The sequence below is a fragment of the Xanthomonas prunicola genome, from assembly GCF_002846205.1.
GTDB classification, from domain to species: Bacteria; Pseudomonadota; Gammaproteobacteria; order Xanthomonadales; family Xanthomonadaceae; genus Xanthomonas; species Xanthomonas prunicola.
Map to the genome: position 1 here is coordinate 1,060,872 of NZ_PHKV01000001.1, position 25,867 is coordinate 1,086,738.

A 25,867-nucleotide genomic window follows, 5' to 3' on the forward strand; every position below is an offset into this window, starting at 1 on the left:
CCGCCTCTGCCAAGCGCCTCGATCGCCATCGCACCTTCCTCGCATCAGGAGTACACCATGCAACGCGAATACGACTACATCATCATCGGCGCTGGCTCGGCAGGGAATGTGCTGGCCGCACGGCTCACCGAAGACCCCGGCGTCACTGTGCTGTTGCTCGAAGCCGGCGGACCGGATTACCGGCTGGATTTCCGCACGCAGATGCCGGCTGCGCTGGCGTTCCCGCTGCAGGGACGTCGCTACAACTGGGCCTACGAAACCGAGCCGGAACCGCATATGGATAACCGGCGCATGGAGTGCGGACGTGGCAAAGGCCTGGGCGGCTCATCGCTGATCAATGGCATGTGCTACATCCGCGGCAATGCACTGGACTTCGACCATTGGGCCAAGCGGCCTGGCCTGGAGGACTGGAGCTACCGCGATGTCCTGCCGTACTTCCGCAAGGCAGAGACGCGTGACATCGGCGCCAACGACTATCACGGCGGCGATGGCCCGGTAAGCGTGGCGACGCCGAAAAACGACAACAACGTGTTGTTCCATGCCATGGTCGATGCCGGCGTGCAGGCCGGCTACCCGCGCACCGACGATCTCAACGGCTATCAGCAGGAAGGCTTCGGACCGATGGACCGTACGGTGACACCGCGCGGGCGCCGCGCCAGCACCGCGCGCGGTTACCTGGACATGGCCAAGCCGCGCGATGGGCTGCATATCGTCACCCATGCCACCACCGACCGCATTCTGTTTGCAGGCAAGCGCGCCATCGGCGTGCATTACCTGGTGGGCAACAGTAGCGACGGGATCGATGCGCATGCACGCAGAGAAGTGCTGGTGTGCGCGGGTGCGATCGCCACGCCGCAGCTGCTGCAACGCTCCGGCGTGGGTGCGCCCGATCTGTTGCGCGCACTCGATGTGCAACTGGTACACGACCTGCCCGGCGTCGGCCAGAACCTGCAGGATCATCTGGAGGTCTACATCCAATACGCGTGCACCAAGCCGGTGTCCTTGTATCCGGCATTGCAGTGGTGGAACCAACCGGCGATTGGCGCGCAATGGCTGTTCGCCGGCACCGGCACCGGTGCCAGCAATCAGTTCGAAGCCGGTGGTTTCATCCGCACGCGCGAGGAATTCGACTGGCCCAACATCCAGTACCACTTCCTCCCCGTCGCCATCAATTACAACGGCAGCAACGCGGTAAAGGAGCACGGCTTTCAAGCGCATGTCGGCTCGATGCGCACACCCAGCCGCGGGCGTGTACACGCCAAGTCGCGCGACCCGCGCCAGCATCCGTCGATCCTGTTCAACTACCAATCCACCGACCAGGACTGGCAGGAATTTCGCGATGCCATCCGCATCACCCGCGAAATCATTGCGCAACCGGCCCTAGACGCTTATCGCGGCCGCGAGATCAGCCCCAGCGCGGACTGCAAGACCGATGCGGAGCTGGACGCGTTCGTGCGCGCTCGCGCAGAGACCGCCTATCACCCCTCCTGCTCCTGCGCGATGGGCACCGACGACATGGCGGTGGTGGACGGTCAGGGCCGCGTGCACGGCATGGAGGGCCTGCGGGTGATCGACGCCTCGATCATGCCGCGCATCATCACCGGCAACCTCAACGCCACCACCATCATGATTGCCGAGAAAATCGCCGACCGCATGCGCGGCCGCACCCCGTTGCCGCGCAGCACCGCCGATTACTACATCGCTGGCGATGCACCTGTGCGCGGGTGATGTCTTCGGTGTGCTGAGATGCTGAGGCCAGGTTGTCCCTGAACACTCCCGGGCAGCATGCTCGCCGATAGCGCCAGAGCAAGGGCCTTGCAAGCAACTGCCCAACTGCCCAACGGCATGACGCACAGCCACGACCGCCACGAGCACAGATTGGCTGGTACGCGAAACGCACAACGCCCGCATCACTGCGGGCGTTGTGCGGCCCTGTGCGGCACTGCGATTGAAACGCTGCAACGAGCCGGCAGTTACAGCTTGCCTGCGCCGGCTTTCGCCCTGACGTCTGCAGCGACCTTATCCACAGAGAGCAAGTTGTAGGTGTAAGGCGGCGTCCACCCGATATTGCTATTCCACGAGCACGACAGCGCCTTGCCATTGAGCAGCGAGCCCTGATCGCGATACACGCTGCCGCCGTAGTCGGCGGCAATCTTGTCGCAGCTGCTCACACCGCTGATCTCGAACACATTGCGCTCGGAGAAGATCTTCGATTCCTTGCCGACCCCATGCGCGTAGGAGAACGGATACACGCTATTGCTGGTGCTACCGACGTGGTAGTTGTTGTACATATGCACCTGACCGAAGCGCACACGTGGGGCGCGCGCGGAAATGTTTTCGAACAAGGTGTTGTGGATGGTGACCTTGAGCTTGCCGCTGTCGATGCTGGACGCACTATCGCTGGAACCGATCAGGTTGTTCTTCTCGTGCGACTTGAAGACCGAATACGAGACAGTGACGAAATTGGCGCCCTTCTTGATGTCCATCGCGCCATCGTGGTGCTGTTTGGGGCGCCCATTTTCGGTGCCGTTCTGATCGTCGGTACGGCGACCATCGGTAAAGGTGACATGGTCCACCCACACGTTACTGGCACCTTCCACGGTCAGGCCGTCGTACTCTGAATTCCAGTTGCCGGTACTGCCATCATTCGGGTCCCAGACCGGTTCCGGATCCCATGGATTTTCGATGGTGATATTGCGGATGATGACATCGTTGGCCTTGACATAAAAATAGCCTTCGCGGATTTCTGCATTGCTGGTGATGCCGATCATCGTGGTCTTGGTCGGCACGTCCAGACGCGCACGCGTCTTCATGTCAGAGGTCTTGGTGTAAGGCTTGCCTTCGCTGATATCGATGATGCCGCTGACCTTGATGATGCGCCCGTTGCTCCCCACGCTGGCGCTCAATGCAGCTTTCAACTCGGCGGCAGTCTTGACGGTGTAGATGTTGGCGGCCGCGGCTTTGGAGCCGCCCTTGGTTCCGCCGTTCTGCGTCGCCCAACCAGTAGTTGCAACGTCCAGCGCGGCATCGGCATAAGCAACGCCGGCGAGCAGGAACGACCCGACAAACAGCGACGCAGCGGCCGCTGTCGAAAATTTCGACTTCATCTTGGTGTCTCCCTCGAATGGTTTCGATGCTCCGCGCGGCGGCGCACCCCCGGTCTAGCAGAAGCGGAACGTACTATTCAGCCATGGAATATTCGATTCCGCGAAACCGATACTAGGAGCATTGAAAACCCTTGTATCTAGCCCGTTTGCGGATGTGCTCGCGTAATCACGCAAACGCTTGCGAGACACATCAGAAGAGACAAAACGCTGCGATCAAGACACGCAGAGACATGACGAGGACACTGCAACGCAGCAAGATTCTTATCGCAACCTGATGAAATATCATTCGAGAATACGTACTACCATTCAAATGCCTGCATTTTCCGAGACGCTAATCGTTGCCACGCATTGCCGCGCCGCGGCATTTAGGGCAAAACGCTATGCGATTTATGATCAGAGCACCTGAGAAATCGCCCATTCGGATATAGCGGAACATTCGCCACCTCGGAGACGAACGTGTCGCGCCAGGTCTTGCGCAAGCGACAAACAGATTTGCTGGAGTATTGCCAGTACGACACACGACTGCGTTGGGATCGATTGCAGATGCGCAGTATCGTTCTGACACCGCGCGTTCCCATGCGAATGCTTCAACCCGCCATCAATCGATCCCCGCCACTGTTCGCTGCGGAACTCACCGCGCTCGTCGGTAGAGCAAAAAAACACCTCACCAGGCAAGCATGGCGCACCGAACGCCCCAGGCGCAGGTGGGGAATGCGACCACTCGGCGCAAGCATCGGATCTGTCGGCGGAAGTGGCCCAACGCTCATCCAGTGCAGTCTCTCTTCGTCAGCGCACCGCAATGGCGTCTATTGGGTCGGCATCGCATCACGGGGGAGGGCGCGGGGCAGAGCATCTCGGCTGTGAGGCCGCGCTCCACCAGTACCTGCGTGCATGCCATTGCGGACCACGCTGACTTATCGCCAGAGCCCTCTAGGCCGATAGCAGCACTGCAACAGCGGGCGCGGCGGTTACATCGGCGTCGCGCACTAGTTAGTCGCGCCAGACAAGTAAGCTGATCGTACAGACGCCAGCCAACACTGGCGACAGCATTCACTACCAGTCATCCACAACAATCATCATCGGCAGCCAGCGAACCAAGCGCTCGTATCGCGGCAACAGCAACCAGGCGCATCCTCAACGACTACCGCGCGCGCTCAGGAGAATCCTTCGAAGAACAACTCGATCGCCATCACCAACGCATCTTCGCGCCCGGTGTGGGAGGGGTAGTAGCGCGGGCGGCGGCCGATTTCGTTGAAGCCTTCGGAGTGATACAGCGCAATCGCGGATGGATTGGACGGGCGCACTTCCAGAAACGCGCGCCGCGCGCCGCGATCGCAGGCGCCCTTGATCAGCGCGCGTAGCAACACGCGACCGTGGCCTTGCGATTGCGCTTCCGGTGCGATGCAGACGTTGAGCACGTGTGCCTCGTCGGCGGCGATGCTGATCACGCCATAGCCGATGACCCGGCCGCCCTGCTCCATTACCCAGCCGGGATAGCCGGCCTGCAGACAGTCGCGAAAGATGTTGCGCGTCCACGGAAACGGATAGGCGCGGAGCTCGATCTCCATCACCACATCCAAGTCGCTCTCGCGCATTGCGCGCAACGAGGTGGGTTGCGGCGCGTTCAATGCGCTCACGCAGGGTCCCGACGCCGCCGCAGCGCGCGCAGCTGTGGCCACAGCGCACGCTTGGCACTCGGATTGCCGCGCAGCTCTGCCAGCGGCCAGGACGCCATCAAGGCCTGTGTCGCAGGATCGCCCGGATTGCAGCCGGACGCGCGCAACAAGGCCATCTGCAGACGATCCGGCATGCCGACACGGCTACGTCGTTGCGGCGCCGATGCTGGCGCGGTGCGGGGCACATCTGGTGCTTCGGCTGGTGCAGCCGGCGCGCTGCGCCGCGCGGAGGGCGCACTCACCGTTGCAGACTGCGGCACACGCTCCACGCGCGCCGGTGCGGCCATCTCTGCGCGCTCGGCAACGTCGACAGGTGCAGGCAACGCATCGACCGCATCGCGATCCAGATATACGGTGTGCCCCAACGCCTGCAGATACGACACCTGCAGATCGGACCACATCGGCTCGGACGCCGCGTCGCTCACGAAACCGCGCTCATGGCAGCTCGGGCACGCGCCGCCAACGTCGCCACAGCCACATCAGCGGTCCGGACAAGGCGTACAGCACGCCGATCACCAGCAACGAGCGCGCCAGATCGATCACCAACAGCGCGATCACCACCGTGGCGATTGCCAGCGCCAGGAACGGCACGCGGTCGGCACGCGGCCCACGCGCACCACCCTTGAAGCTCCAGAAGCGGATCCGGCTGACCATCAGCAATGCCGACACCACCGTGACCGCCAGCGCCACATAGCGCAGCTGCTCGCCATCGAACCCCAGGCTGTCGTCGGCGAAGGCCCAAACGAACGACATCATCAACCCAGCCGCCGCCGGGCTGGCCAAACCGATGAACCAGCGTTTGTCGACCACCCCGACCTGGGTATTGAAGCGCGCCAGCCGCAGCGCCGCGCAGGCCGCATACAGAAACGCAGCAGACCAACCCACCCGGCCCATCACGTTGCTGTCGTATTTCAGCGCCGACAGCGACCAGTGATACATCACCAGCGCCGGGGCCATGCCGAAGCTGACCAGATCGGCCAACGAATCGTACTGCACACCGAATTCGCTACTGGTATTGGTCAGGCGCGCAACCCGGCCATCCAGCCCGTCCATCACCGCAGCCACGAACACCGCCATGGCGGCCTGGACGAACTGCCCATTGGCGGCGGCGATGATGGCGTAAAAACCGGAAAACAGCCCGGCGGTGGTGAACAGGTTCGGCAACAGGTAAATCGTGCGCGAGCGCGGGGGCGGTCTCATCTCATCCATCCGCCAAGTGTAGGGCCTGAGGTCCATCCGGCGGTAGCGCGCTTGCTGGTTCAGCCCCCTGCGCGCCCGATCACTTGCCAGCGCCGGCCGTGGATGCTGCAATCGCAGCGGGAATCATCCAGGGGAAGCCATATGCACCTGTCGTCCGGGCTTTGTGCCCTGTTGATGCTGGTCAGTGCCGCCGCCGGCGCGACCGAGCTATATAAGTGGAAGGACGCCAAGGGCGTGACCCACTACACCGAGACCCCGCCACCGACCGGCCAGCGCTATGAAGCGCGCCGCATCGATGCGCGCAGCGGCACCGCCGCCATCGCGGCAGCAGAGACGGCCGCGCCCGAATCGGCCGACTGCCTTACCGCACGCCGCAACCTGGAATTGCTCAGTGGCAAGGGAGACGTCTCCATGGCTGCCGGTGCCGATGGCAAGCCTGGCGCCGTATTGGACCAGGAAACCCGCGCCACCCAGCGAAACCTGGCCGACGCCGCCGTCAAGGCTTACTGCAAGCCGGCAGCCACGGGCCGCCCAGGCACCTGAGCCGGGCTGCGACATCACCTGAGGGGACATACCCTCCTGGTGTCAGGATGGAGTCCGCGCAACGCCTCATGCTGCCAGCCGCGGCCGCGCCCACGGGCCTGAACTGCGTAGCGCGGTATCGACATAAGGACCCCGACGCATACGCAGTCGCTGGGCAAGCGCCATATTCCCGTGACCTGGTCTCGGATCACCCGTCCCGCATAGATTTCTGCGTGGTATGCCACCTTTGGCCACGCACACGTCACTGCCGGCCAGCCACCTGAGAGCGGCCCGCCCTGGCCAGCGACGACTGGCGAAGCGCGCCCGACGATGACCGGCAGGGCGCGAGACTGGCAAACTAGCGGCTTTCCGCCCAAGCGAAGCCCGATGCGTCTTTCCCAGTTCCACCTGCACACCACCAAGGAAACCCCGGCCGACGCCGAGCTGGTCAGCCACCGTCTGATGCTGCGCGCGGGCATGATCCGCAAGCTGGCCTCCGGGCTGTACACCTGGTCGCCGCTGGGCCTGCGCGTGCTGCGCAAGGTCGAAGCCATCGTGCGCGAGGAAATGAACCGCGCCGGCGCCGTGGAGGTGCTGTTCCCCACCATCCAGCCGCGCGAGCTGTGGGACGCCACCGGCCGTTGGGAAAAGTTCGGCGGGCAGTTGCTCAAGATCAAGGACCGCAAGGAGCAGGAGTTCTGCTACAGCCCGACCGCCGAAGAGGCGGCTGCCGAATTCGCGCGTCAGGAAATCAACAGCTACAAGCAGCTGCCGCTGAATTTCTACCAGATCCAGACCAAATTCCGCGATGAAATCCGCCCGCGCTTCGGCGTGATGCGCGCGCGCGAATTCCTGATGAAGGACGCATATTCGTTCCATCTCACCGATGCCGACATGGCGCGCGAATACGACAACATGCGCGCCGCCTACACCCGCATCTTCACCCGCCTGGGACTGGATTTCCGCGCCGTGCAGGCCGATTCCGGCGCCATCGGCGGCGATGCCTCACAGGAATTCCATGTCATCGCCGACTCCGGCGAAGACTCGCTGGCGTTCTCGACCGGCTCCGATTACGCCGCCAACGTGGAAGCCGCCAGCGCCGCCCTGCCTGCGCCGCGCGCGCCTGCAAGCGAAGCGATGCAGCAGGTGGCAACGCCCACCCAGAAAACCTGTGAGGACGTTGCCCAGTTGCTCGGCATCGCGCTGCAGCGCACGGTCAAGTCGGTGGCGGTGATGACGCAGGCCGGCTTCGTGCTGGTGCTGGTGCGTGGCGACCACGCGGTCAACGAGATCAAGCTAGCCAAGGTGCCCGGGCTGGCCGGCTACCGCCTGGCCAATGAAACCGAAATCCGCGAGCACCTCGGCTGCGAGCCGGGCTTCCTGGGACCGGTGAACACCGCGCGCCCAGTGCGCGTGGTGGCCGACCGCGATGTTGCGGCACTGGCCGATTTTGTGATCGGTGCGAATGCGTCCGGCGCGCATCTGGTCGGCGTCAACTGGGGCCGCGACCTGCCCGAACCGGAGACCGTGGCCGATGTACGCAACGTGGTCGAAGGCGAGCGCGCAGCCGATGGCGGCGAACTGCGCCTGGCCCGCGGCATCGAGGTGGGGCATGTGTTCCAGCTTGGCAGCCAGTACGCGCAGGCGCTGCAAGCCACCGTCATCGACGAAGGCGGCAAGGCCGCGGTGATGAAGATGGGCTGCTATGGCATCGGCATTTCGCGCATCGTGGCGGCGGCGATCGAACAAAACCATGACGAGGCCGGCATCATCTGGCCCGCGCCGATGGCACCGTGGCAGGTGGTGGTCTGCGTGATCAATCCCAAGCAGGACCCGCAGGTGCTCGCTGCCGCCCAGGCCCTGCTGGACGAATTGATGACTGCCGGCCTGGATGCGGCCCTGGACGACCGCGGACTGCGCCCGGGCGCGATGTTCGCCGATATGGAACTGCTAGGCATTCCGCATCGGGTTGTGGTCTCGGAACGGGGATTGGCGGCCGGCACATTTGAATATCGCGCCCGTACCGCCGATGCAGCTGAAAACCTGGATAAAGCCGGATTATTCTCCCGTCTGGGGCATTGATCAAACACCTGTACCGGCTTCAAATGGATGAACACAAAGCGTCGAATCATTTCGGCGCATTTGTCACATCGGTTTTCTGACATTATGATGGTCACTGGTGCCATGGACCGGCATTCTTTCTCTCTACATTTCCCGGAGCAGTTGATGTCGATCGATCTTAGTGGCCTGTCGGCCAAGCAGTTGAGCGCCCTGATCAAAAATGCAAAGAAGCAGCAGACCGTGGTTGCCAAGCGCGCGCCGATCGCCAAGGTCCGTGCTCAACTGGCCCGCGCTGCAAAAGCTCAGGGTTATTCCATTGAAGAATTGTTTGGCGCTTCCGCCAGTGCTGGCCCGGGTCGTCCGGCTGGTGCCGGCAAGCCGGGTCCGCGTGCCGGTCGCAAGCTGGGCAAGGTGGCACCGAAATATCGCAACCCCGCCAACACCCAGGAAACCTGGACCGGCCGTGGCAAGCAGCCGCGCTGGCTGGCAGAGTTGACCGCCGCTGGCAAGAAAGTCGAAGACTTCCTGATCAGCAAGGTTGGCGGTGCGAAGAAGGCTGCAGCAAAGAAGGCTTCGCCGCGTAAGGCAGTCACCAAGCGCGCCACCAAGAAGTCCAAGGCCGCGTGATTCAAACCAATAAAAACGCCGGCAATGCCGGCGTTTTTATTGTGCGCTGTTTTCCCCGCTCATAAATTCTTGCGGGCCGGAATCAACAGATTGCCGAACAGCAATCCGGCCATCAATGCCATCACGATATTGGTCACCGCCAATAGCGCAGCTTGTCCCACGCTGACATCCTGTTGTTGCACCAGGGTCAAAAATCCACGCAAACTGACACTCCCTGGAACCAGCATGATGATGCCCGGCAAGCGGATCAGTGCACCGGGTTTGTGGACCACTCGCCCGAAAAGATTTCCCGCAGCGGTCAATGTCATGGCCGAGGCAAATACCCCGGCAGGGCCGCCCCAGGCATGCCCCGCATAACGCGCAATGACATACCCGAACATGGCCGCCGCCATGATCCATAAATAATCGCGTCGATTGGCTTTGAACAACACCGCAAACGCATAAGCGGCCACCACTAACGACGCCCATTCCACCCAGCCGGCCTGCGGCCGCAACGCGGCCACCTGGGGATGCAGCCCAACCAGCTGGGTTAGCGTCACGGCGATGACCGCACCCACCGTCAGCTTGAGCACCGTGGTGACCGCACCGGCCAGGCGCGCTGTGCCGGAAACCCAGTGCTGGCTGGCCAGCTCGTTGAATGCATTGGTCAATGACATCCCGGGCAGCAACACCACCAGCGAGGCGATGATCACCGTATTGAGGTTCAGCGGCCCCAACAACGCGGCCACCAGCGCCGCCACCACCCCGGCCAGCAAGCCGGCCAGCGCTTCGCCGGCTTCCTTGGTGGCAGCGCGTTTGTCGGTGTACTGGGTGAGCAGGCCGATCGACATGCCAATCGCCCCCGCCGTGGCGATATCCAGCCATGGCAGCTTCCACAGCCCGGCGACACCCGCTGCGGCCAGCCCGAACGCCAGCACCTGCATGGTCTTGCCGCGCCGGTCCACTTCGCGGTCCAGGCGGCGCAATGCGGTGTGGCCCTGCGCGATGCTCATGCGCCCGTTGGCCACGCTGTCGGCCACGTAGTCGGCCACGCTGAGCTTGTACAGATCATTCTCGCCCGGGGCCAGGCGAATCACCCGGGTGATGTCGCTGGAGCCGATCGCCTTGGTCGGGTCGCTGAAGCTCAGGATGATGCCGGTGGGGTTGGACCAGGGCTCGCAATCCAGACCCAGCTTCTGTGACAGCCCGACCACCGCCGCCTCCAGCCGCTGCGCAGTGGTTCCATAAGAATGCAGGCGACCGGCAATTTCGGACACGAAGGCTACGCGCTGGGCGTAGGTTGCGCTGGCGGACGGGAGGACAACGGTGGCAGCGGACATGCGTGGCAGGTCGGATCGGAGAAACGCCGTGTCCGGCGAGGCCGTCAGTGTATGCCGCAGCGCGCGTGGCCGGCGTTCTCATTGATGGCCGCAGGCACACCACTGCCGCCGCGCCCCCATCCGTCGCTCACACCGGCCCTGTATGCTGGCGCCACGGACAGGCCACCCATGATCAAACCGCAACCTCCACGCATCGAACAAGACTCGCAGGATCAGGCACAGCTCCGCCTCGCTGGCAGTTGGGTCCTGGCGACCGCCCTGCCCCAGGCAGAATTGCTGCAGGCCGTGCCCGACGGGGTGCGCCGTATCGACGCACGCGGCATCGGGCAACTGGATTCGGCCGGCGTGCTGCAGCTGCTGCGCTTCGCCAGCCGCATGGGCCTGAAGGAAGACGCGATCGATTTCCGCGATGAGCACCAGGCGCTGGTGTGCACCATTGAGGAACTCAACGACGAACGCCCCAAGCCCAAACGGGATTACGGCTTCGTCGCCGCGCTGGACCGTCTGGGCCGCACTACCCACGGCGTCGGCCAGGGCATTCTGGAGCTGAACAGCTTTCTGGGCGAGAACCTGGTCAAGATCGCGCGGCTGATCCACGAGCCGCGGCGCTTCCGCCTGACCTCCACCGTGCACCACATGGAGCAGGTCGGCCTGGATGCGGTGCCGCTGGTGGTGCTGCTGTCGTATCTGGTCGGCGCGGTGATCGCCTTCTTGGGCTCGACCATCCTGCGCGACTTCGGCGCGGAGATTTACGTGGTGGAGCTGGTGTCCATCGCTTTCCTGCGCGAGTTCGCGGTGCTGCTGACCGCCATCGTCCTGGCCGGGCGCACCGCCAGCGCGTTTACCGCGCAGATCGGTGCGATGAAATCGCGCGAAGAGGTCGATGCCATCCGCACCCTGGGCCTGGACCCTATCGATCTGCTGGTGATTCCGCGCCTGCTCGCGCTGATCTTCACCCTGCCGCTGCTGACCTTCATCGCGATGATCGCCGGTCTGGCCGGTGGCGTCACCGTGGGCGCGTTCGATCTGGATATCCCGCCGCAGATGTATCTGGCGCGCATGCACGACACCATCCAGCTGCGGCATTTTTTGGTCGGGCTATCGAAGGCGCCGCTGTTTGCGCTGGTGATCGGCCTGATCGGCTGTCTGGAAGGGCTGAAGGTCAGCGGCACCGCGCAATCGGTTGGCGAGCGCACGACCTCCTCGGTGGTGCAGACGATTTCCTTGGTCATCATCCTCGACGCGATTGCGGCGTTGTGGTTCATGAAGATGGGGTGGTGATGCGGCCGGGATTCGACATGCGGGATTCGGGATTCGTGCAAGGCACAAGCGCAGCTGGCGCCCTGACATTTTGGAGAGCTGTGCGGTGACCAATCCCCACTCCCCACTCCCCACTCCCGTCACAGAGACCGACGACGAGCAGTTGGCCATTTCCGTGCGCGGGCTCACCAACCGTTTCGGTAGCCAGACCGTGCACGAAGACCTCGATCTGGACGTACGCCGCGGCGAGATTCTCGGTGTGGTCGGCGGCTCGGGCACCGGCAAGTCGGTGCTGATGCGCAGCATCCTGGGCCTGCGCGAGCCGGACGCCGGCAGCATCCAGGTACTGGGCGCGGATGCGCGCTCGGGCCGGTTCGCCGACCGCCAGCACATCACCCGCAATACCGGCGTGCTGTTCCAGGACGGCGCGCTGTTTTCGTCGATGACCGTGGGCGAAAACGTGCAGGTGCCGTTGAAGGAACATCACAGCGAGTTCCCCGAGCGCTGGTATTTCGAGCTGGCGCTGCTGAAGATCAAGCTGGCCGGCCTGCCGGCCGATGCGCTGGACAAGCTACCGTCGCAACTGTCCGGCGGCATGCGCAAGCGTGCCGGACTGGCGCGGGCGCTGGCGCTGGATCCGCCGCTGCTGTTCCTGGACGAACCCACCGCCGGGCTGGACCCGATCGGCGCGGCCGCCTTCGACCGCCTGATCCGCACGTTGCAGCAAGCCCTGGGCCTGACCGTGTTCCTGATCACCCACGACCTGGATACGCTGTACGCCATCTGCGACCGCATCGCGGTGCTGGCCGATCGCAAGGTGATCGCCAACGCGCCGCTGGCCGAGGTCGAGCAGATCGATCACCCCTGGATCCAGGAATATTTCCACGGTCCGCGCGCCCGCGCCGCGCGCGCGGCCAAGACCGACTCCACCGAGACCGCCTGAGCATGGAAACCAAAGCCAATTACGTCCTGATCGGCGCCTTCACCATCGTGGCCGGCCTGGCCCTGCTGCTGTTCGGGCTGTGGGCCGCCAAGTACTCCTCCGACCGTACCTGGCAGCAATACCGGGTGGTGTTCCGCGAGGCGGTGACCGGCCTGTCGGTCGGCAGCCCGGTGCAATACAACGGCATCGCGGTGGGCTCGATCACCGAGCTGACCCTGGCGCCGAACGACCCGCGCCAGGTGGTCGCGCACGTGCGGGTGAACTCCACCACGCCGATCAAGAGCGACACCCGCGCCAAGCTGGCCATCACCAGCCTGACCGGCCCGTCGATCATCCAGCTCTCCGGCGGCACGCCCGAAGCGCCGGCGCTGACCACCATCGACAAGAGCGACGCGCCGATCATCCAGACCACCCCGTCGGCGCTGCAGAACATCACCGACACCGCCAACCGCATCGTCGAGCGTATGGACCAGATGCTCTCGGACAAGAACGTGGCCAGCATTTCGGCCACCTTGCAGAACCTGGAAAAGATCAGCGGCGGCATTGCCGATCGCGACGACGGCATGCAGGCGCTGATCGTCAGCGCACGCGATGCCGCGCGCAATCTGGACACCACCCTGACCACCACCAACGGCACCATCAAGCGGCTGGATCAGAACCTGGTGCAACAGCTGCCAGGCATTCTGGAAAAGCTCGATGCCACCCTGGTCAAGCTGGACTCGGCCGCCGGCAACGCCGACAACATCCTTGGCGAGAACCGTGCGGCCATCAACAGCTTCGCCAACGACGGGCTGGGCCAGCTCGGCCCGACACTGACCGAATTGCGCGGTCTGATCCGCGATCTGCGCCGGGTCAGCGACAAACTGGACAACAACCCTGCGCGCTACCTGCTCGGCCGCGACGCACCCAAGGAGTTCGAACCGAAATGACTGCCATGCGCCTGTTGCGTCCCCTGTTGTGCGTCTCGTTGCTGGCGCTGGGTGGCTGCTCGGTCCTGACCGGCGGCGACAAGAAGCCGGCCACGATCTATTCGCCCACCGTGCGAGTGACGCCGAATCCGGCGTGGCCACAGGTGACCTGGCAGCTGGTGGTGGCCAAGCCCAGCGCCGCACGCATCATCGACAGCCCGCGCATCAATGTGCGCCCGACCCCTGGCGAACTGCAGGTCTATCAAGGCGCCGGCTGGGCGCAGCCAGCCACCGACATGTTGGAAGACAGCGTGGTGCGCGCCTTCGAAGACTCCGGCAAGATCGCCGCGGTGGCCCATATCGGTACCGGCATCCGCTCGGACTACAAGCTGGCGATCGACCTGCGCCGCTTCGAATCCGATTACGCCGGCCAGTCGCTGCCTTCGGCCACGATCGAGCTCAACGCCAAGCTGCTGCATTCGGCCGATCAACGCGTGGTCGCCTCGCGCACCTTCCTGGTCGCACGCCCGTCCAGCGGTACCGACACGGCTGCGGTGGCAGCGGCATTCGAACAGGCGATGACACAGGTCACCACCGAACTGGTCGGCTGGACCTTGGTCACCGGCCAGCAGGATAGCCAGAGCCTGCCGCGCACACCGTAGGCCAACCAAGCCGTGTGCCGCCGGGAGCAAGCGTCTCCACTGACAGCTGGCAGCCGATAACGGATGGCGAATGGCGGATGGCAGACAACAGACAACAGACAACAGACAACGTAGCTGACAGCACCGCCGCAGCGCGCATGCACTGTCCTTCTCCCGCGCGCGGGAGAAGGTGGCGCGCAGCGCCGGATGAGGGCCAACGCGACCGACCCACCCGGCGCGTCTGGCGACGTGCAACGCACGCTCGACCTCAGCAGCACCGGCACAGCGGCCGCATACGCAGCCCCCACCCAACTGCCGCAGCTAACGCCCCACACCTGCCGCAATCTGTCGAAAAGTCAAATTGATCCGCTCCCCCACCGGGCGCGCAGTGCGCGGCAACGCATGTTTGTAGTGCTGCTGGGTCTCCCCGGCCATCAGCAATAGATCGCCGTGACCGAGTTCCAGCGTCTGCTTCAACGCCGCATCGTTGCAATGCCTGAAGGCGAACCGCCGCGCCGCGCCCAGGCTCAGCGATGCAATCATCGGCTGCGCGCCCAGCTCCGGCTCATCGTCGCTATGCCAGCCCATCGCATCGGCTCCGCTGCGGTAGCGATTGACCAGCACGCTATTGAACGGGCAGCCGGTTTCATCCTGCAGACGCGCGCGTACTGGCTGCAGCACCTCCAGCCACGGCTGCGGCGCAAATTGCGTGCCCGAGTAGCGATAGCTGGCGTCCGGATCGCCGATCCAGCTGCTCAGACGCGGCGAATCCACCACCCGCCCAAACATGCGGATGCGATGCACCTCCCACTGCACCTGGTCCAGCAGGGCCTGCATCAGCGCATCGGCGTCCGCGGCCTGTAACCAGCCGCGACACCAATGGATCCGAGCGTGCGGCAGCCCAACGCGTATCTTCATGCGCAAACGCTAGCACGCGCGCGTCGGGGCGCACCGGCAGCGGCCGATGAATCGAGCCGATTTGCCGCCATCACATGCAATCCCGGAAAATACGCACCAGCCATCGAGCCAACGGGAGCGGAGCAATGTCGGAAGCGGGAGTGGGCGCACACGCGTCAGAGGCGGTCGAGCGTGACGTCATGGAATACGACGTCGTCACCGTCGGTGCCGGTCCGGCCGGGCTGTCGTTCGCGATCCGGCTCAAGCAGCTCGATCCGAGCATCAGCGTCTGCGTGATCGAAAAATCCAGCACCATCGGTGCACATATTCTGTCCGGCGCGGTGATCGAACCCGGCCCGCTGGATGCATTGCTGCCAGGCTGGCGCAACAACCCGCCACCGATTTGCGTCGCGGCTACCGACGACGAGTTCTGGTTCCTCGGCAAGGACAGCGCGCGCAAGTTTCCAGTGGTGCCGCCGGGTATGCGTAACCATGGCAACTTCATCGTCAGCCTGGGCGCGATGTGCGCCTGGCTGGCGCCGCAGGCAGAAGCGCTGGGCGTCGAAATCTACCCCGGCTTCGCCGCCGCCGAAACGCTGCACGACGACAGCGGCCAGGTGGTGGGCGTGCGTATCGGCGACATGGGCATTGCAAAAGACGGCGCGCACAAGCCCGGTTACACCGCCGGCATCGACATTCGCGCCAAGGTCACCGTGCTTGCCGAAGGTGCACGTGGTCACCTGACCAAGCGTTTGCTGAAGCGCTTCGACCTCACCGCCGACAGCGACCCGCAAGGTTATTCGATCGGCATCAAGGAGCTCTGGCAGGTGCCCGAAGGCCGGGTCACGCCCGGCAAGATCGTGCACACCATCGGCTGGCCAGCCGACAACCGCACCTACGGCGGCAGCTTTGTGTATCACCTGGACAACAACCAGATCGCGCTTGGTTACGTGAGCGGGCTGGACTACAGCGACCCGGCATACCAGCCGTGGGAAGCCTTCCAGCAATGGAAGAACCACCCGATGATCAAGCCGCTGCTGGAAGGCGGCACCATTCTGTCGGCCGGCGCACGCGCACTGGTCAGCGGCGGCTGGCAATCGCTGCCGAAAGTGGACATGCCCGGCGCCCTGCTGATCGGCGACACCGCCGGCCTGCTCAACGTGCCCAAGATCAAGGGCACACACCAGGCCATTCGCAGCGGCATGCTGGCTGCCGAACACCTGGTGCAATCGCAGCTGGCGCCGCAAGGCTTCGATGCCAAATTGCGCGCCTCTGAGGTAATGGCCGAGCTGAAGGAAGTCCGCAACATCAAGCCCGGTTTCAAGAAGGGCCTGTGGTTTGGCCTGCTCAACGCGGCCTGGGAAACCGCGCTCAAGGGCGCCTCGCCGTGGACGCTGAAGAACAAACCCGACTGGTCGGCGCTGCACAAGCTCGGCGAGTACGAGCAACCCAAGCGTGACTACGTCACCCGCGACCTCGCACCGCGCGATCGCCTGCAAGCGGTGTATTTCGCCGCCACCGAGCACGACGAAGACCAACCGGTGCATCTGAAGGTGCTGGACACCGACGTGTGCGCCACCCGCTGCGTGGAGGAATACGACAACCCCTGCACGCGCTTCTGCCCGGCCAACGTCTACGAAATGGTCGCAGACACCGCCAGCCCCTCCGGCAAACGCCTGCAGATCAACGCCGCCAACTGCGTGCATTGCAAGACCTGCGACATCAAGGACCCGTACGAAATCATCACCTGGGTCACACCGGAGGGTGGTTCGGGCCCGAACTACCAGAATCTGTGAGTGCGCCCGGTCGCCCGATGCAGTCGCGCCTGCGCACATATGTCTTTGGACTGCTGCGTGCAGGATTCCGTGCGATACCGCTGAGTGACGCAACGCGCGACCGCTGGCGCGGCTGGTTTCTGGATAAACATGCAGGCTGGGTGCCGGAACCTGCGCGCGGCCGCGTACGCCATGGCAGTTCGCGACGGCCGGCAGTTCGCAGCGACGAAGCGGCAATTGGCTATGTCCCCTACAGCACTGCCACCCTGCCCGAAACGCTTCCTGCGAAGCTGATCGCGTTTTACCTGCCGCAATTTCATCCGATTCCTGAAAACGATGCGTGGTGGGGCAAGGGCTTCACCGAATGGCGCAACGTCAGCCGGGCGCTCCCGCAGTTCGAGGGCCATCAACAACCCAGGTTACCGGCGGATCTGGGCTTCTACGATCTTCGCAATCCCCATGTCATGCGCGAGCAAGCACGCCTTGCACAAGAGTACGGTCTGGGCGCTTTTTGTTTTTATTTCTACTGGTTCGCCGGCAAGACCCTGCTGGAAATGCCGATCACCCGGTGGCACGAAGATGCCACGATCACTCTGCCGTTCTGTCTCTGCTGGGCCAATGAAAAGTGGGCACGCCGCTGGGATGGCCGTGGCGACGATATCCTGATCGATCAGGCGCACGACGCGGACGACGATCTGGCCTTTATCGCGCATGTCGCGACTTACATGCGCAATCCCAAGTACCTGCGCGTCGAGGGGCGCCCGGTGCTGTTGGTGTATCGACCCCATTTGCTGCCCGAGCCCGCACAGACGGCCGATCGCTGGCGTGGTTGGTGTCGCGATCACGGAATCGGCGAGATCCACCTTGCGTATGTGCAGGGTTTCGAACGGCCCGATCCCCGTGACATCGGATTCGATGCTGCCGTCGAATTTCCGCCGAACATGAGCACACCACCGTCAGTGGCTGCCCGACAGCGCTTGATCAATCCACAATTCAATGGCGATGTACTCGACTGGCGAGAGCTTGCCCGCGACATGCAACAGCGACCGCTGCGCGAGTACACCTTGTACCCCGGCGTAAACCCTGGCTGGGACAACGAACCGCGGCGCTCGGGAAAGGGGCGCATCTATCTGCATGCTTCCCCGCGCCGTTATCGCGACTGGCTCATGCTTACCGTGCGGAATCGTCTGAAAAGTACGACGCCTGCGCACCGCATGGTGTTCATCAACGCATGGAACGAGTGGGCCGAGGGCGCTGTACTGGAACCCGATACTCGCCTTGGATACGCATGGTTGGATGCGACACGGCAAGCGCTGTTACACACCGCGGAAGTCGTCACCCGATCTACTCAACACGATGTCTGCGTGGTCTTGCACGCCTGGTACCTCGATGTGCTGGACGAAGCGCTAGACGCAATTGCGCACTGTGGACTATCGCCACGGCTTGTCGTCACCACCGATATCACGATGGTGCCGCAGGTTCGCCAACGCCTGCAGCAACGCGGCTTGCAGGCGCAGGTGGAAGGCTTCGAAAATCGTGGCCGCGATATTCTTCCGTTCCTGCGGGTTGCCAACCAATTGCTCGACGAAGGCGTGCAGGTGGTCTTGAAACTGCATACAAAAAAATCGACCCATCGCGAGGACGGAGACACGTGGCGGCGCGAAATGTTCTCTGCATTGCTCGCGCCACAGCACGTCGATGCAATCGTGCGTGTATTCGCCCAGGATCCGCTACTCGGCCTTGTAGCGCCCGCGCAACACTTGTTACCGGTCACCGACTTTATCGGCGGCAATGCCGATGCGCTCGATTACCTCGCTGTCCGCACAGGCACGGATGCAATAAACGCGCACAGCATGTTCGCGTCCGGCAGCATGTTCTGGGTCAAGCTGGAAGCGCTGCGGCCGTTGTTGGATGCGCACTTGCATCCGAGTGAATTTGAAAACGAGCAGGGTCAGATCGATGGCACGTTGGCTCATGCGATCGAGCGCTTCCTGGCTGTTGCGGTCGCCCACTCCGGACATCATGTCGAAACGATCGAACACCTGTTGGGAATACCTCAACCTGCAAGAGCCGAGCCTTACCGCTATGCACGCAAGGCGCCCTGAGGCGCCGTGCGTGCCGCTAGCTGCCCATGAGCGAGTCGCTGCCTAGATCGCGCCCTTCGGTTAGGTCGCGAATTCAACGCCGGTCTTCTGGCGCAACTCCTCCAACGCCACACCCTCTGCGGCCTCCACCAACACCAACCCCTCTGCAGTGACATCGAACACGGCGAGATCGGTAATGATGCGATCCACCACACCGACACCGGTCAACGGCAGGTCGCATTCGCGCAGGATCTTGTGGCTGCCGTCTTTGGCGACGTGCTCCATCAACACCACCACGCGCTTGACGCCGGCCACCAGATCCATCGCGCCGCCCATGCCCTTGACCATCTTGCCGGGCACCATCCAGTTGGCCAGGTCGCCACGCTCGGTGACCTGCATCGCACCGAGAATCGCCAGGTCGATGTGGCCGCCACGGATCATCGCGAACGAATCGTGGCTACCGAAATAACTGGCACCGGCGCGCGCGGTCACGGTCTGTTTGCCTGCGTTGATCAGGTCTGCGTCCACGTCGTCTTCGGTAGGAAACGGGCCGATGCCAAGCAGACCGTTCTCCGACTGCAGCCAGACATCCACACCATCGGGGATATGGTTGGCTACCAGCGTCGGCAAACCGATACCCAGGTTCACATAAGCGCCATCAGTCAGCTCGCGTGCCGCACGTGCGGCCATCTGGTCTCTGGTCCAGGCCATTACTGCTGTCCTCCGCGCACGGTGCGCTGTTCGATGCGTTTTTCCGGCGTAGCGTTGAGGACCAGGCGGTCCACGTAAATACCGGGCAGATGCACCTGATCCGGGTCGATAACGCCCAGTTCCACGATTTCCTCGACCTCAGCGATGCACACGCGCCCGGCCATGGCGCAGGCCGGATTGAAATTGCGCGCGGTCTTGCGGAACACCAGGTTGCCCGCGGTATCGGCGCGCCATGCCTTGACCAGCGCTACATCGGCGTGCAGCGCGGTTTCCAGCACGTAGTGCTTGCCGTCGAATTCGCGCGTTTGCTTGCCCTCGGCCACGATCGTGCCGTAGCCGGTAGCAGTGTAAAACGCAGGAATTCCCGCCCCACCCGCACGCAAACGCTCGGCCAGGGTGCCTTGCGGATTGAACTCCAGCTCAAGTTCGCCCGCCAGGTATTGGCGTTCGAATTCCTTGTTTTCGCCCACGTAGGACGAAATCATCTTGCGGATCTGCCGGGTGGCCAATAATTGACCAAGCCCGAAACCGTCGACGCCAGCGTTGTTCGAAATCACGGTCAACCCGCCGGTCCCGCTGTCGCGCACGGCTGCAATCAATGCCTCCGGAATGCCACACAACCCAAAGCCGCCCACCGCCAGGGTCTGACCATCGGCCAACACCCCCTCCAGCGCTGCCTTGGCATCGGCATAGCGTTTACCGCTTGCCGCACCGCTCACTTCATTGCGCATCACCGCCCTCACCCGCTGATGTGAAGCGCCCATTCTATCCGCTGACTGTTCCCTGTCCCCGGTCGCAATTCCGCCACACCCAAGACACGGCGCAGCCGCTAAACTCGGGTGTCCCCCATTTCAGGATTTGCCCATGACGCTACCCGCCTTCAAGGCCTATGACATTCGCGGCCGCGTGCCGGATGAACTCAACGAGGACTTGGCCCGCCGCATCGGTGTGGCGCTGGCGGCGCAGCTGGATCAGGGGCCCGTGGTCCTGGGTCACGATGTGCGCCTGGCGAGCCCGGCGTTGCAGGAAGCGCTTTCGGCCGGCCTGCGCGCCAGCGGCCGTGACGTGATCGATATCGGCCTGTGCGGCACCGAGGAGGTCTATTTCCAGACCGATTACCTCAAGGCCGCTGGCGGCGTGATGGTCACCGCCAGTCACAACCCGATGGACTACAACGGCATGAAGCTGGTCCGCGAGCAAGCCCGGCCGATCAGCTCGGACACCGGCCTGTTCGCCATCCGCGACACGGTCGCGGCCGATACCGCTGCGCCGGGCGAGCCCACTGCCAGTGAGCAGAGCCGCACCGACAAGACCGCGTACCTGGAGCACCTGCTCAGCTACGTGGACCGCAGTACGCTCAAGCCGCTCAAGCTGGTGGTCAATGCCGGCAACGGCGGCGCCGGCCTGATCGTCGATCTGCTCGCGCCGCATCTGCCGTTCGAGTTCGTGCGCGTCTTCCATGAACCCGATGGCAACTTCCCCAACGGCATCCCCAACCCGCTGCTGCCGGAAAACCGCGACGCCACCGCCAAGGCGGTCAAGGACAATGGCGCCGATTTCGGCATCGCGTGGGACGGCGACTTCGATCGTTGCTTCTTCTTCGATCACACCGGTCGCTTCATCGAAGGCTATTATCTGGTCGGCCTTCTGGCACAGGCCATCCTTGCCAAGCAACCGGGCGGCAAGGTCGTGCACGACCCGCGCCTGACCTGGAATACGGTCGAGCAGGTCGAAGAAGCCGGCGGCATTCCGGTGCTGTGCAAGAGCGGCCACGCCTTCATCAAGGAAAAGATGCGCAGCGAAAACGCCGTCTATGGTGGCGAAATGAGCGCGCACCACTATTTCCGTGAGTTCGCCTACGCCGACTCCGGCATGATTCCGTGGCTGCTGATCGCAGAGCTGGTGTCGCAGTCGGGCCGTTCGCTGGCCGATCTGGTCGAAGCGCGCATGCAGAAATTCCCCTGCAGCGGCGAGATCAACTTCAAGGTGGCCGATGCCAAGGCATCAGTTGCCCGCGTAATGGAGCATTACGCGTCGCTGTCGCCGGAGCTCGACTACACCGACGGCATCAGCGCCGATTTTGGCGAATGGCGTTTCAACCTGCGCAGCTCCAACACAGAGCCGCTGCTGCGCCTGAACGTGGAAACGCGCGGCGATGCCGCACTGCTGGAAACGCGTACGCAGGAAATTTCCAACCTGCTGCGCGGCTGATTGACCCCTCTCCCACCTTAGACGCACTTTGGAGTTTCCCCCGCCCATGAGCGACGTCCTACCCATTATTTTGTCTGGCGGCTCCGGCACGCGCCTATGGCCGCTGTCGCGCGAATCCTATCCCAAGCAGTTCCTGCCGCTGGTCGGCGACAAGAGCATGCTGCAGTCCACCTGGCTGCGCGCAGCTCCGGTCGCAGGTCACGCCCCCATCGTGGTCGCCAATGAAGAGCACCGCTTCATGGCGGCCGAGCAGTTGCAACAGTTGGGCGTGAAGCCATCGGCCATCCTGTTGGAGCCGAAGGGGCGCAACACGGCGCCGGCGATTGCGGTTGCCGCACTCGAAGCGACCCGCGACGGTGCCGATCCGCTATTGCTGGTGCTGCCTTCCGATCACGTCATCCAGAATGAGGCTGCATTCCAGACGGCAGTGACGCTGGCAGCCACTGCTGCCGAGCAGGGCAAGCTGGTCACCTTCGGTATCAAGCCGACTGCACCGGAAACCGGTTATGGCTACATCAAGGCCGGTGCAGGCGCTGGCGTGAGCGCGGTCGAGCGCTTCGTCGAGAAGCCCGATCTGGCGACCGCACAAAGCTATCTGGCGAGCGGCGAGTATTACTGGAACAGCGGCATGTTCCTGTTCCGCGCGTCGCGTTATCTGGAAGAACTGCGCAAGTTCCATCCGGCCATCGCCGATGCGTGCCAGAAGGCGTGGGAAGGCGGCAAGCGCGACGCCGACTTCACCCGTCTGGACAAGGACGCCTTCGCCGCCAGCCCGTCGGATTCGATCGACTATGCAGTGATGGAAAAGACCGCCGACGCGGTTGTGGTGCCATTGGATGCCGGTTGGAACGATGTCGGTTCGTGGTCCTCGCTGTTGGACGTCTCCAAGCAGGATGCGCAAGGCAACGCGCACCATGGCGATGTGATCCAAATCGATTGCCAGAACACCTATGCGTACGGTTCACGCCTGATCGCCATGGTGGGGCTGGAGGATGTGGTGGTCGTCGAGACGCCGGATGCCGTGCTGGTCGGTCACCGCGACCGTATCCAAGAGGTCAAGGACGTGGTCAGCCAGATCAAGACGGCCGGCCGCTCCGAGGCCACCTGGCACCGTAAGGTCTATCGTCCGTGGGGCGCTTACGACTCCATCGACATGGGCCAGCGCCACCAGGTCAAGCGCATCACCGTCAAACCCGGTGCGGTGCTCAGCTTGCAGATGCATCACCACCGCGCCGAGCATTGGATCGTGGTGAGTGGCACTGCCGAAGTGACGCGTGGCGAAGAAGTCCTGCTGCTGACCGAAAACCAGAGTACCTACATCCCGCTGGGCGTGACCCATCGCCTGCGCAATCCGGGCAAGCTGCCGCTGGAATTGATCGAAGTGCAGTCCGGTAGCTATCTGGGCGAAGACGATATCGTGCGCTTCGAAGATACCTACGGGCGGGCGTGATGGGTTGCTCGTAAAAAGGTGCGCCGCACAAGCAAACAGCCGGGAATTCCCGGCTATTTGCGTTTCGCAGATCAGGCGACAGCGACGAATGCTGTCGTCATCTACATGCCATCGAACTATTTCTTCGCCGCAGACAACTCGGCAATCACACGCTGCAAGCCAACGCGCCACTCGGGCAACGCGATACCGAAATCACGCTGCAATTTGTCGATGCACAACCGCGAATACGCCGGACGCTTCGCTGGTGTCGGATAGTCCGCAGTGGTGATCGGCACCACACGCGGCGCACGCTCCAGCAGACCGGCACTGACCGCCTCTTCGAAGATCGCCTCGGCAAATCCATGCCAGCTGGTCTGGCCAGCCGCGGTGAGATGCCAGGTACCCGATGTCTCGGGCGTGCGCTGACGCAGCAGCTGTGCAGTGACATCGGCGATCAATGCCGCCGGCGTCGGTGTTCCGATCTGATCGGCCACCACACGCAGCTCGTCGCGCTCCGCCCCCACCCGCAACATCGTGCGCAAGAAGTTCGCGCCATGCGAGGCGTACACCCAGGCAGTACGCAGGATCAGATGCTGCGCGCCGGAAGTACGGATGGCCTGCTCGCCGGCAAGCTTGGTTTCCCCGTAAACGCCGAGCGGCGAGGTCTGTGCGTCCTCGCGATATGGCGCTACGCCCTGCCCGTCGAAGACATAATCGGTGGAGTAATGCACGAGCGGTACGCGATTGGATGCGCACCATGCCGCGATAACGCCGGGCGCCGTTGCGTTGGCACGTGTCGCGCTGTCCCGATCCTGCTCGGCACGGTCCACCGCCGTGTAAGCGGCGGCATTGACCACACACGATGGCGTGATCCGATCCAGCAAAGCGGTCAGCGTCTCAGGCGCATCGAAGTCTGCTGTTTCGCACGCGCTGCCGTCAGGCAATTGGCCACTACGCGTGGTGGCCAGTACTGCGCCATCGACTGCCAGCGCACGCAGCAATTCCGTACCCACCTGCCCATTTGCACCTAGGACCAGCGTGGTCACGGTGCATACACCGGCAAGCGTTCGGCTGGCACATCGCTCAGGAACGGCGCAGCCGAGTCCTTTGCAGAGAGCAACGGATCGCTGATCGGCCAATCGATGCCAATCCCCGCATCATCCCAGCGCACGCCGGCATCGGCCTCCTTCACATACACGTCGGTGCAAAGGTAACTGAACACTGCCCGCTCTGACAGCACCGCGAAGCCATGCGCAAACCCTTCCGGTATCCAGAACTGCTTCTTGTTTTCTGCGCTCAACACCACCGCTGCCCACTGCCCGAAGTTGGGCGAGCCATGGCGGACATCGACCGCCACATCGTAGACCTCACCCTCAAGCACGCTGACCAGCTTGCCCTGAGGACGCGGCCACTGGTAATGCAGACCACGCAAGACACCTTTGGCCGACGTGGAGACATTGCTTTGCACGAACCGCGTCGGCAGACCATGTTGCCCGAAGCGCTCGGCATTCCACGTTTCAAAGAAGTACCCGCGTTCATCGCCGAACACTGCCGGCTCGATGACGACACAACCTGGTAAACGCGTTTCGACGATTTTCAAGGTACGACTCCTCGCACAGCCAATTCGTGCAAATATTTGCCATAGTCATTTTTCAGCAACGGAGCGGCCAGACGCTCCAGTTGCTCAGCATCGATCCAGCCTTGACCAAATGCGATTTCCTCGGGGCAGCACACCTGCAGGCCCTGACGCATCTGGATGGTCTCGATGAAATTGGCCGCTTCGTGGAGCGACTGGTGCGTCCCGGTATCCAGCCATGCATACCCGCGCCCCAGGGGCTCAAGATGCAAATCGCCTGCATCGAGGTAGCAGCGATTGAGATCGGTAATCTCCAGCTCGCCGCGCGGCGAGGGTTTCAAGGCGGCCGCATAATCGCTGGCTTTTCCATCGTAGAAATACAGACCGGTGACCGCATAGTTGGAGCGCGGCTTCTCAGGCTTTTCGGCGATATCGATGACTTTGCCTTGCTGATCGAATTCGGCCACGCCATAGCGCTCAGGATCGTTGACCCAATAGCCGAAGACGGTTGCACCCTGCTCACGCGCATCGGCGCGGCGTAGCGTCTCGGTCAAACCGTGACCATGAAAAATATTGTCGCCCAACACCAGGCAACTCGGCTTGCCATCGACAAAATCGCGACCGATCAAATACGCCTGCGCCAACCCGTCCGGGCTGGGTTGCACGGCGTATTGAATGTTAATTCCCCACTGAGAGCCGTCACCCAACAAGGATTGAAACAGCGCTTGCTCATGCGGCGTATTGATGATCAAAATATCGCGAATGCCTGCAAGCATCAGGACGCTCAGCGGGTAATAGATCATCGGCTTGTCGTACACCGGCAGCAGCTGCTTACTCACGCCTTTGGTGATCGGATACAGGCGTGTGCCCGAGCCACCGGCCAAAATAATGCCTTTACGTTGTGTCATGAGATAGTTCCT

At 63.1% G+C, this 25,867-nt stretch carries 23 protein-coding genes; 12 read left to right on the forward strand and 11 right to left on the reverse strand.

Features of this window, described 5'->3' with window-relative positions:
* The first annotated feature begins 57 nt into the window (after window positions 1-57).
* A complete protein-coding gene (gene betA, locus XpruCFBP8353_RS04680) occupies window positions 58-1,728 on the forward strand; it encodes a choline dehydrogenase (protein WP_101362115.1) in 1,671 nt (556 codons plus the stop codon).
* Window positions 1,729-1,973: 245 nt separating this feature from the next.
* Here the strand turns inward: betA and XpruCFBP8353_RS04685 are convergent, their stop codons facing one another.
* From XpruCFBP8353_RS04685 to pssA, 4 genes are all read right to left on the reverse strand, one after another.
* Entirely contained in the window at window positions 1,974-3,107 is a 1,134-nt protein-coding gene (locus XpruCFBP8353_RS04685; protein WP_101362116.1) for a pectate lyase family protein, read from the reverse strand.
* Between the two features lie 1,154 nt (window positions 3,108-4,261).
* The gene (gene rimI / locus XpruCFBP8353_RS04690; protein ID WP_162300942.1) at window positions 4,262-4,744 is read right to left on the reverse strand and encodes a ribosomal protein S18-alanine N-acetyltransferase; all 483 of its coding nucleotides are present in this window, start codon (window positions 4,742-4,744) and stop codon (window positions 4,262-4,264) included.
* On the reverse strand, window positions 4,741-5,184 hold the full coding sequence (locus tag XpruCFBP8353_RS04695; protein WP_207759595.1) for an alanine acetyltransferase: 444 nt from the start codon (window positions 5,182-5,184) through the stop codon (window positions 4,741-4,743). The genes rimI and XpruCFBP8353_RS04695 overlap by 4 nt, the downstream gene beginning before the upstream one ends.
* A gap of 34 nt (window positions 5,185-5,218) precedes the next feature.
* The gene (gene pssA / locus XpruCFBP8353_RS04700) at window positions 5,219-5,992 is read right to left on the reverse strand and encodes a CDP-diacylglycerol--serine O-phosphatidyltransferase (protein WP_101362118.1); all 774 of its coding nucleotides are present in this window, start codon (window positions 5,990-5,992) and stop codon (window positions 5,219-5,221) included.
* Between the two features lie 132 nt (window positions 5,993-6,124).
* Here pssA and XpruCFBP8353_RS04705 point away from each other — a divergent pair, with 132 nt between their 5' ends.
* The 3 genes from XpruCFBP8353_RS04705 to XpruCFBP8353_RS04715 all read left to right on the forward strand — a co-directional run bounded on the left by XpruCFBP8353_RS04705 (window position 6,125) and on the right by XpruCFBP8353_RS04715 (window position 9,193).
* Window positions 6,125-6,526: a DUF4124 domain-containing protein gene (locus XpruCFBP8353_RS04705; RefSeq protein ID WP_101362119.1), complete on the forward strand. Its 402-nt coding sequence runs from the start codon at window positions 6,125-6,127 to the stop codon at window positions 6,524-6,526.
* A gap of 366 nt (window positions 6,527-6,892) precedes the next feature.
* Entirely contained in the window at window positions 6,893-8,587 is a 1,695-nt protein-coding gene (locus XpruCFBP8353_RS04710) for a proline--tRNA ligase (RefSeq protein ID WP_101362120.1), read from the forward strand.
* Window positions 8,588-8,731: 144 nt separating this feature from the next.
* Window positions 8,732-9,193, forward strand: a complete 462-nt coding sequence (locus XpruCFBP8353_RS04715; protein WP_101362121.1) for an H-NS histone family protein — start codon at window positions 8,732-8,734, stop codon at window positions 9,191-9,193.
* Between the two features lie 59 nt (window positions 9,194-9,252).
* Here the strand turns inward: XpruCFBP8353_RS04715 and XpruCFBP8353_RS04720 are convergent, their stop codons facing one another.
* The gene (locus XpruCFBP8353_RS04720; RefSeq protein WP_101362122.1) at window positions 9,253-10,512 is read right to left on the reverse strand and encodes a threonine/serine exporter family protein; all 1,260 of its coding nucleotides are present in this window, start codon (window positions 10,510-10,512) and stop codon (window positions 9,253-9,255) included.
* Between the two features lie 51 nt (window positions 10,513-10,563).
* On the opposite strand from XpruCFBP8353_RS04720, the gene XpruCFBP8353_RS04725 reads away from it, so the two are divergent.
* The 4 genes from XpruCFBP8353_RS04725 (at window position 10,564) to XpruCFBP8353_RS04740 (ending at window position 14,285) form a co-directional block, all read left to right on the forward strand.
* Complete coding sequence (locus tag XpruCFBP8353_RS04725; protein ID WP_207759574.1) at window positions 10,564-11,793, forward strand: ABC transporter permease; 1,230 nt, start codon at window positions 10,564-10,566, stop codon at window positions 11,791-11,793.
* An 85-nt stretch (window positions 11,794-11,878) separates the two neighbouring features.
* The gene (locus tag XpruCFBP8353_RS04730; RefSeq protein WP_101362482.1) at window positions 11,879-12,715 is read left to right on the forward strand and encodes an ABC transporter ATP-binding protein; all 837 of its coding nucleotides are present in this window, start codon (window positions 11,879-11,881) and stop codon (window positions 12,713-12,715) included.
* 2 nt (window positions 12,716-12,717) lie between these two features.
* Window positions 12,718-13,644: an MlaD family protein gene (locus XpruCFBP8353_RS04735; protein ID WP_019300849.1), complete on the forward strand. Its 927-nt coding sequence runs from the start codon at window positions 12,718-12,720 to the stop codon at window positions 13,642-13,644.
* The gene (locus XpruCFBP8353_RS04740) at window positions 13,641-14,285 is read left to right on the forward strand and encodes an ABC-type transport auxiliary lipoprotein family protein (RefSeq protein ID WP_101362124.1); all 645 of its coding nucleotides are present in this window, start codon (window positions 13,641-13,643) and stop codon (window positions 14,283-14,285) included. Before XpruCFBP8353_RS04735 ends, XpruCFBP8353_RS04740 begins: the two co-directional genes overlap by 4 nt.
* Window positions 14,286-14,585: 300 nt before the next feature.
* Here the strand turns inward: XpruCFBP8353_RS04740 and XpruCFBP8353_RS04745 are convergent, their stop codons facing one another.
* Window positions 14,586-15,182: an alpha-ketoglutarate-dependent dioxygenase AlkB family protein gene (locus XpruCFBP8353_RS04745; RefSeq protein ID WP_162300943.1), complete on the reverse strand. Its 597-nt coding sequence runs from the start codon at window positions 15,180-15,182 to the stop codon at window positions 14,586-14,588.
* 125 nt (window positions 15,183-15,307) lie between these two features.
* Between XpruCFBP8353_RS04745 and XpruCFBP8353_RS04750 the strand changes: the two genes are divergently transcribed.
* Together XpruCFBP8353_RS04750 and XpruCFBP8353_RS04755 are read left to right on the forward strand one after the other, a co-directional pair.
* On the forward strand, window positions 15,308-16,957 hold the full coding sequence (locus tag XpruCFBP8353_RS04750) for an electron transfer flavoprotein-ubiquinone oxidoreductase (protein ID WP_101362126.1): 1,650 nt from the start codon (window positions 15,308-15,310) through the stop codon (window positions 16,955-16,957).
* Window positions 16,954-19,041, forward strand: a complete 2,088-nt coding sequence (locus XpruCFBP8353_RS04755; protein WP_101362127.1) for a glycoside hydrolase family 99-like domain-containing protein — start codon at window positions 16,954-16,956, stop codon at window positions 19,039-19,041. Before XpruCFBP8353_RS04750 ends, XpruCFBP8353_RS04755 begins: the two co-directional genes overlap by 4 nt.
* A gap of 60 nt (window positions 19,042-19,101) precedes the next feature.
* Here XpruCFBP8353_RS04755 and XpruCFBP8353_RS04760 read toward each other — a convergent pair whose 3' ends face one another.
* Both XpruCFBP8353_RS04760 and XpruCFBP8353_RS04765 read right to left on the reverse strand, forming a co-directional pair.
* Complete coding sequence (locus XpruCFBP8353_RS04760) at window positions 19,102-19,731, reverse strand: CoA transferase subunit B (protein WP_101362128.1); 630 nt, start codon at window positions 19,729-19,731, stop codon at window positions 19,102-19,104.
* On the reverse strand, window positions 19,731-20,462 hold the full coding sequence (locus XpruCFBP8353_RS04765; protein WP_101362129.1) for a CoA transferase subunit A: 732 nt from the start codon (window positions 20,460-20,462) through the stop codon (window positions 19,731-19,733). Before XpruCFBP8353_RS04765 ends, XpruCFBP8353_RS04760 begins: the two co-directional genes overlap by 1 nt.
* A 133-nt stretch (window positions 20,463-20,595) precedes the next feature.
* On the opposite strand from XpruCFBP8353_RS04765, the gene XpruCFBP8353_RS04770 reads away from it, so the two are divergent.
* Together XpruCFBP8353_RS04770 and XpruCFBP8353_RS04775 are read left to right on the forward strand one after the other, a co-directional pair.
* Window positions 20,596-21,942, forward strand: a complete 1,347-nt coding sequence (locus tag XpruCFBP8353_RS04770) for a phosphohexomutase domain-containing protein (RefSeq protein WP_101362130.1) — start codon at window positions 20,596-20,598, stop codon at window positions 21,940-21,942.
* A gap of 46 nt (window positions 21,943-21,988) precedes the next feature.
* A complete protein-coding gene (locus XpruCFBP8353_RS04775) occupies window positions 21,989-23,392 on the forward strand; it encodes a mannose-1-phosphate guanylyltransferase/mannose-6-phosphate isomerase (RefSeq protein ID WP_101362131.1) in 1,404 nt (467 codons plus the stop codon).
* A gap of 116 nt (window positions 23,393-23,508) precedes the next feature.
* Here XpruCFBP8353_RS04775 and rfbD read toward each other — a convergent pair whose 3' ends face one another.
* Genes rfbD through rfbA form a run of 3 tightly spaced genes read right to left on the reverse strand, consistent with a single transcriptional unit; the run spans window position 23,509 to window position 25,855 of the window.
* On the reverse strand, window positions 23,509-24,417 hold the full coding sequence (gene rfbD / locus XpruCFBP8353_RS04780) for a dTDP-4-dehydrorhamnose reductase (RefSeq protein WP_101362132.1): 909 nt from the start codon (window positions 24,415-24,417) through the stop codon (window positions 23,509-23,511).
* Window positions 24,414-24,971 (reverse strand): dTDP-4-dehydrorhamnose 3,5-epimerase, encoded by a 558-nt coding sequence (gene rfbC, locus XpruCFBP8353_RS04785; RefSeq protein ID WP_101362133.1) that lies wholly within the window; start codon window positions 24,969-24,971, stop codon window positions 24,414-24,416. The genes rfbD and rfbC overlap by 4 nt, the downstream gene beginning before the upstream one ends.
* Window positions 24,968-25,855, reverse strand: a complete 888-nt coding sequence (gene rfbA, locus XpruCFBP8353_RS04790) for a glucose-1-phosphate thymidylyltransferase RfbA (RefSeq protein ID WP_101362134.1) — start codon at window positions 25,853-25,855, stop codon at window positions 24,968-24,970. The genes rfbC and rfbA overlap by 4 nt, the downstream gene beginning before the upstream one ends.
* Between the last annotated feature and the right edge of the window lie 12 nt (window positions 25,856-25,867).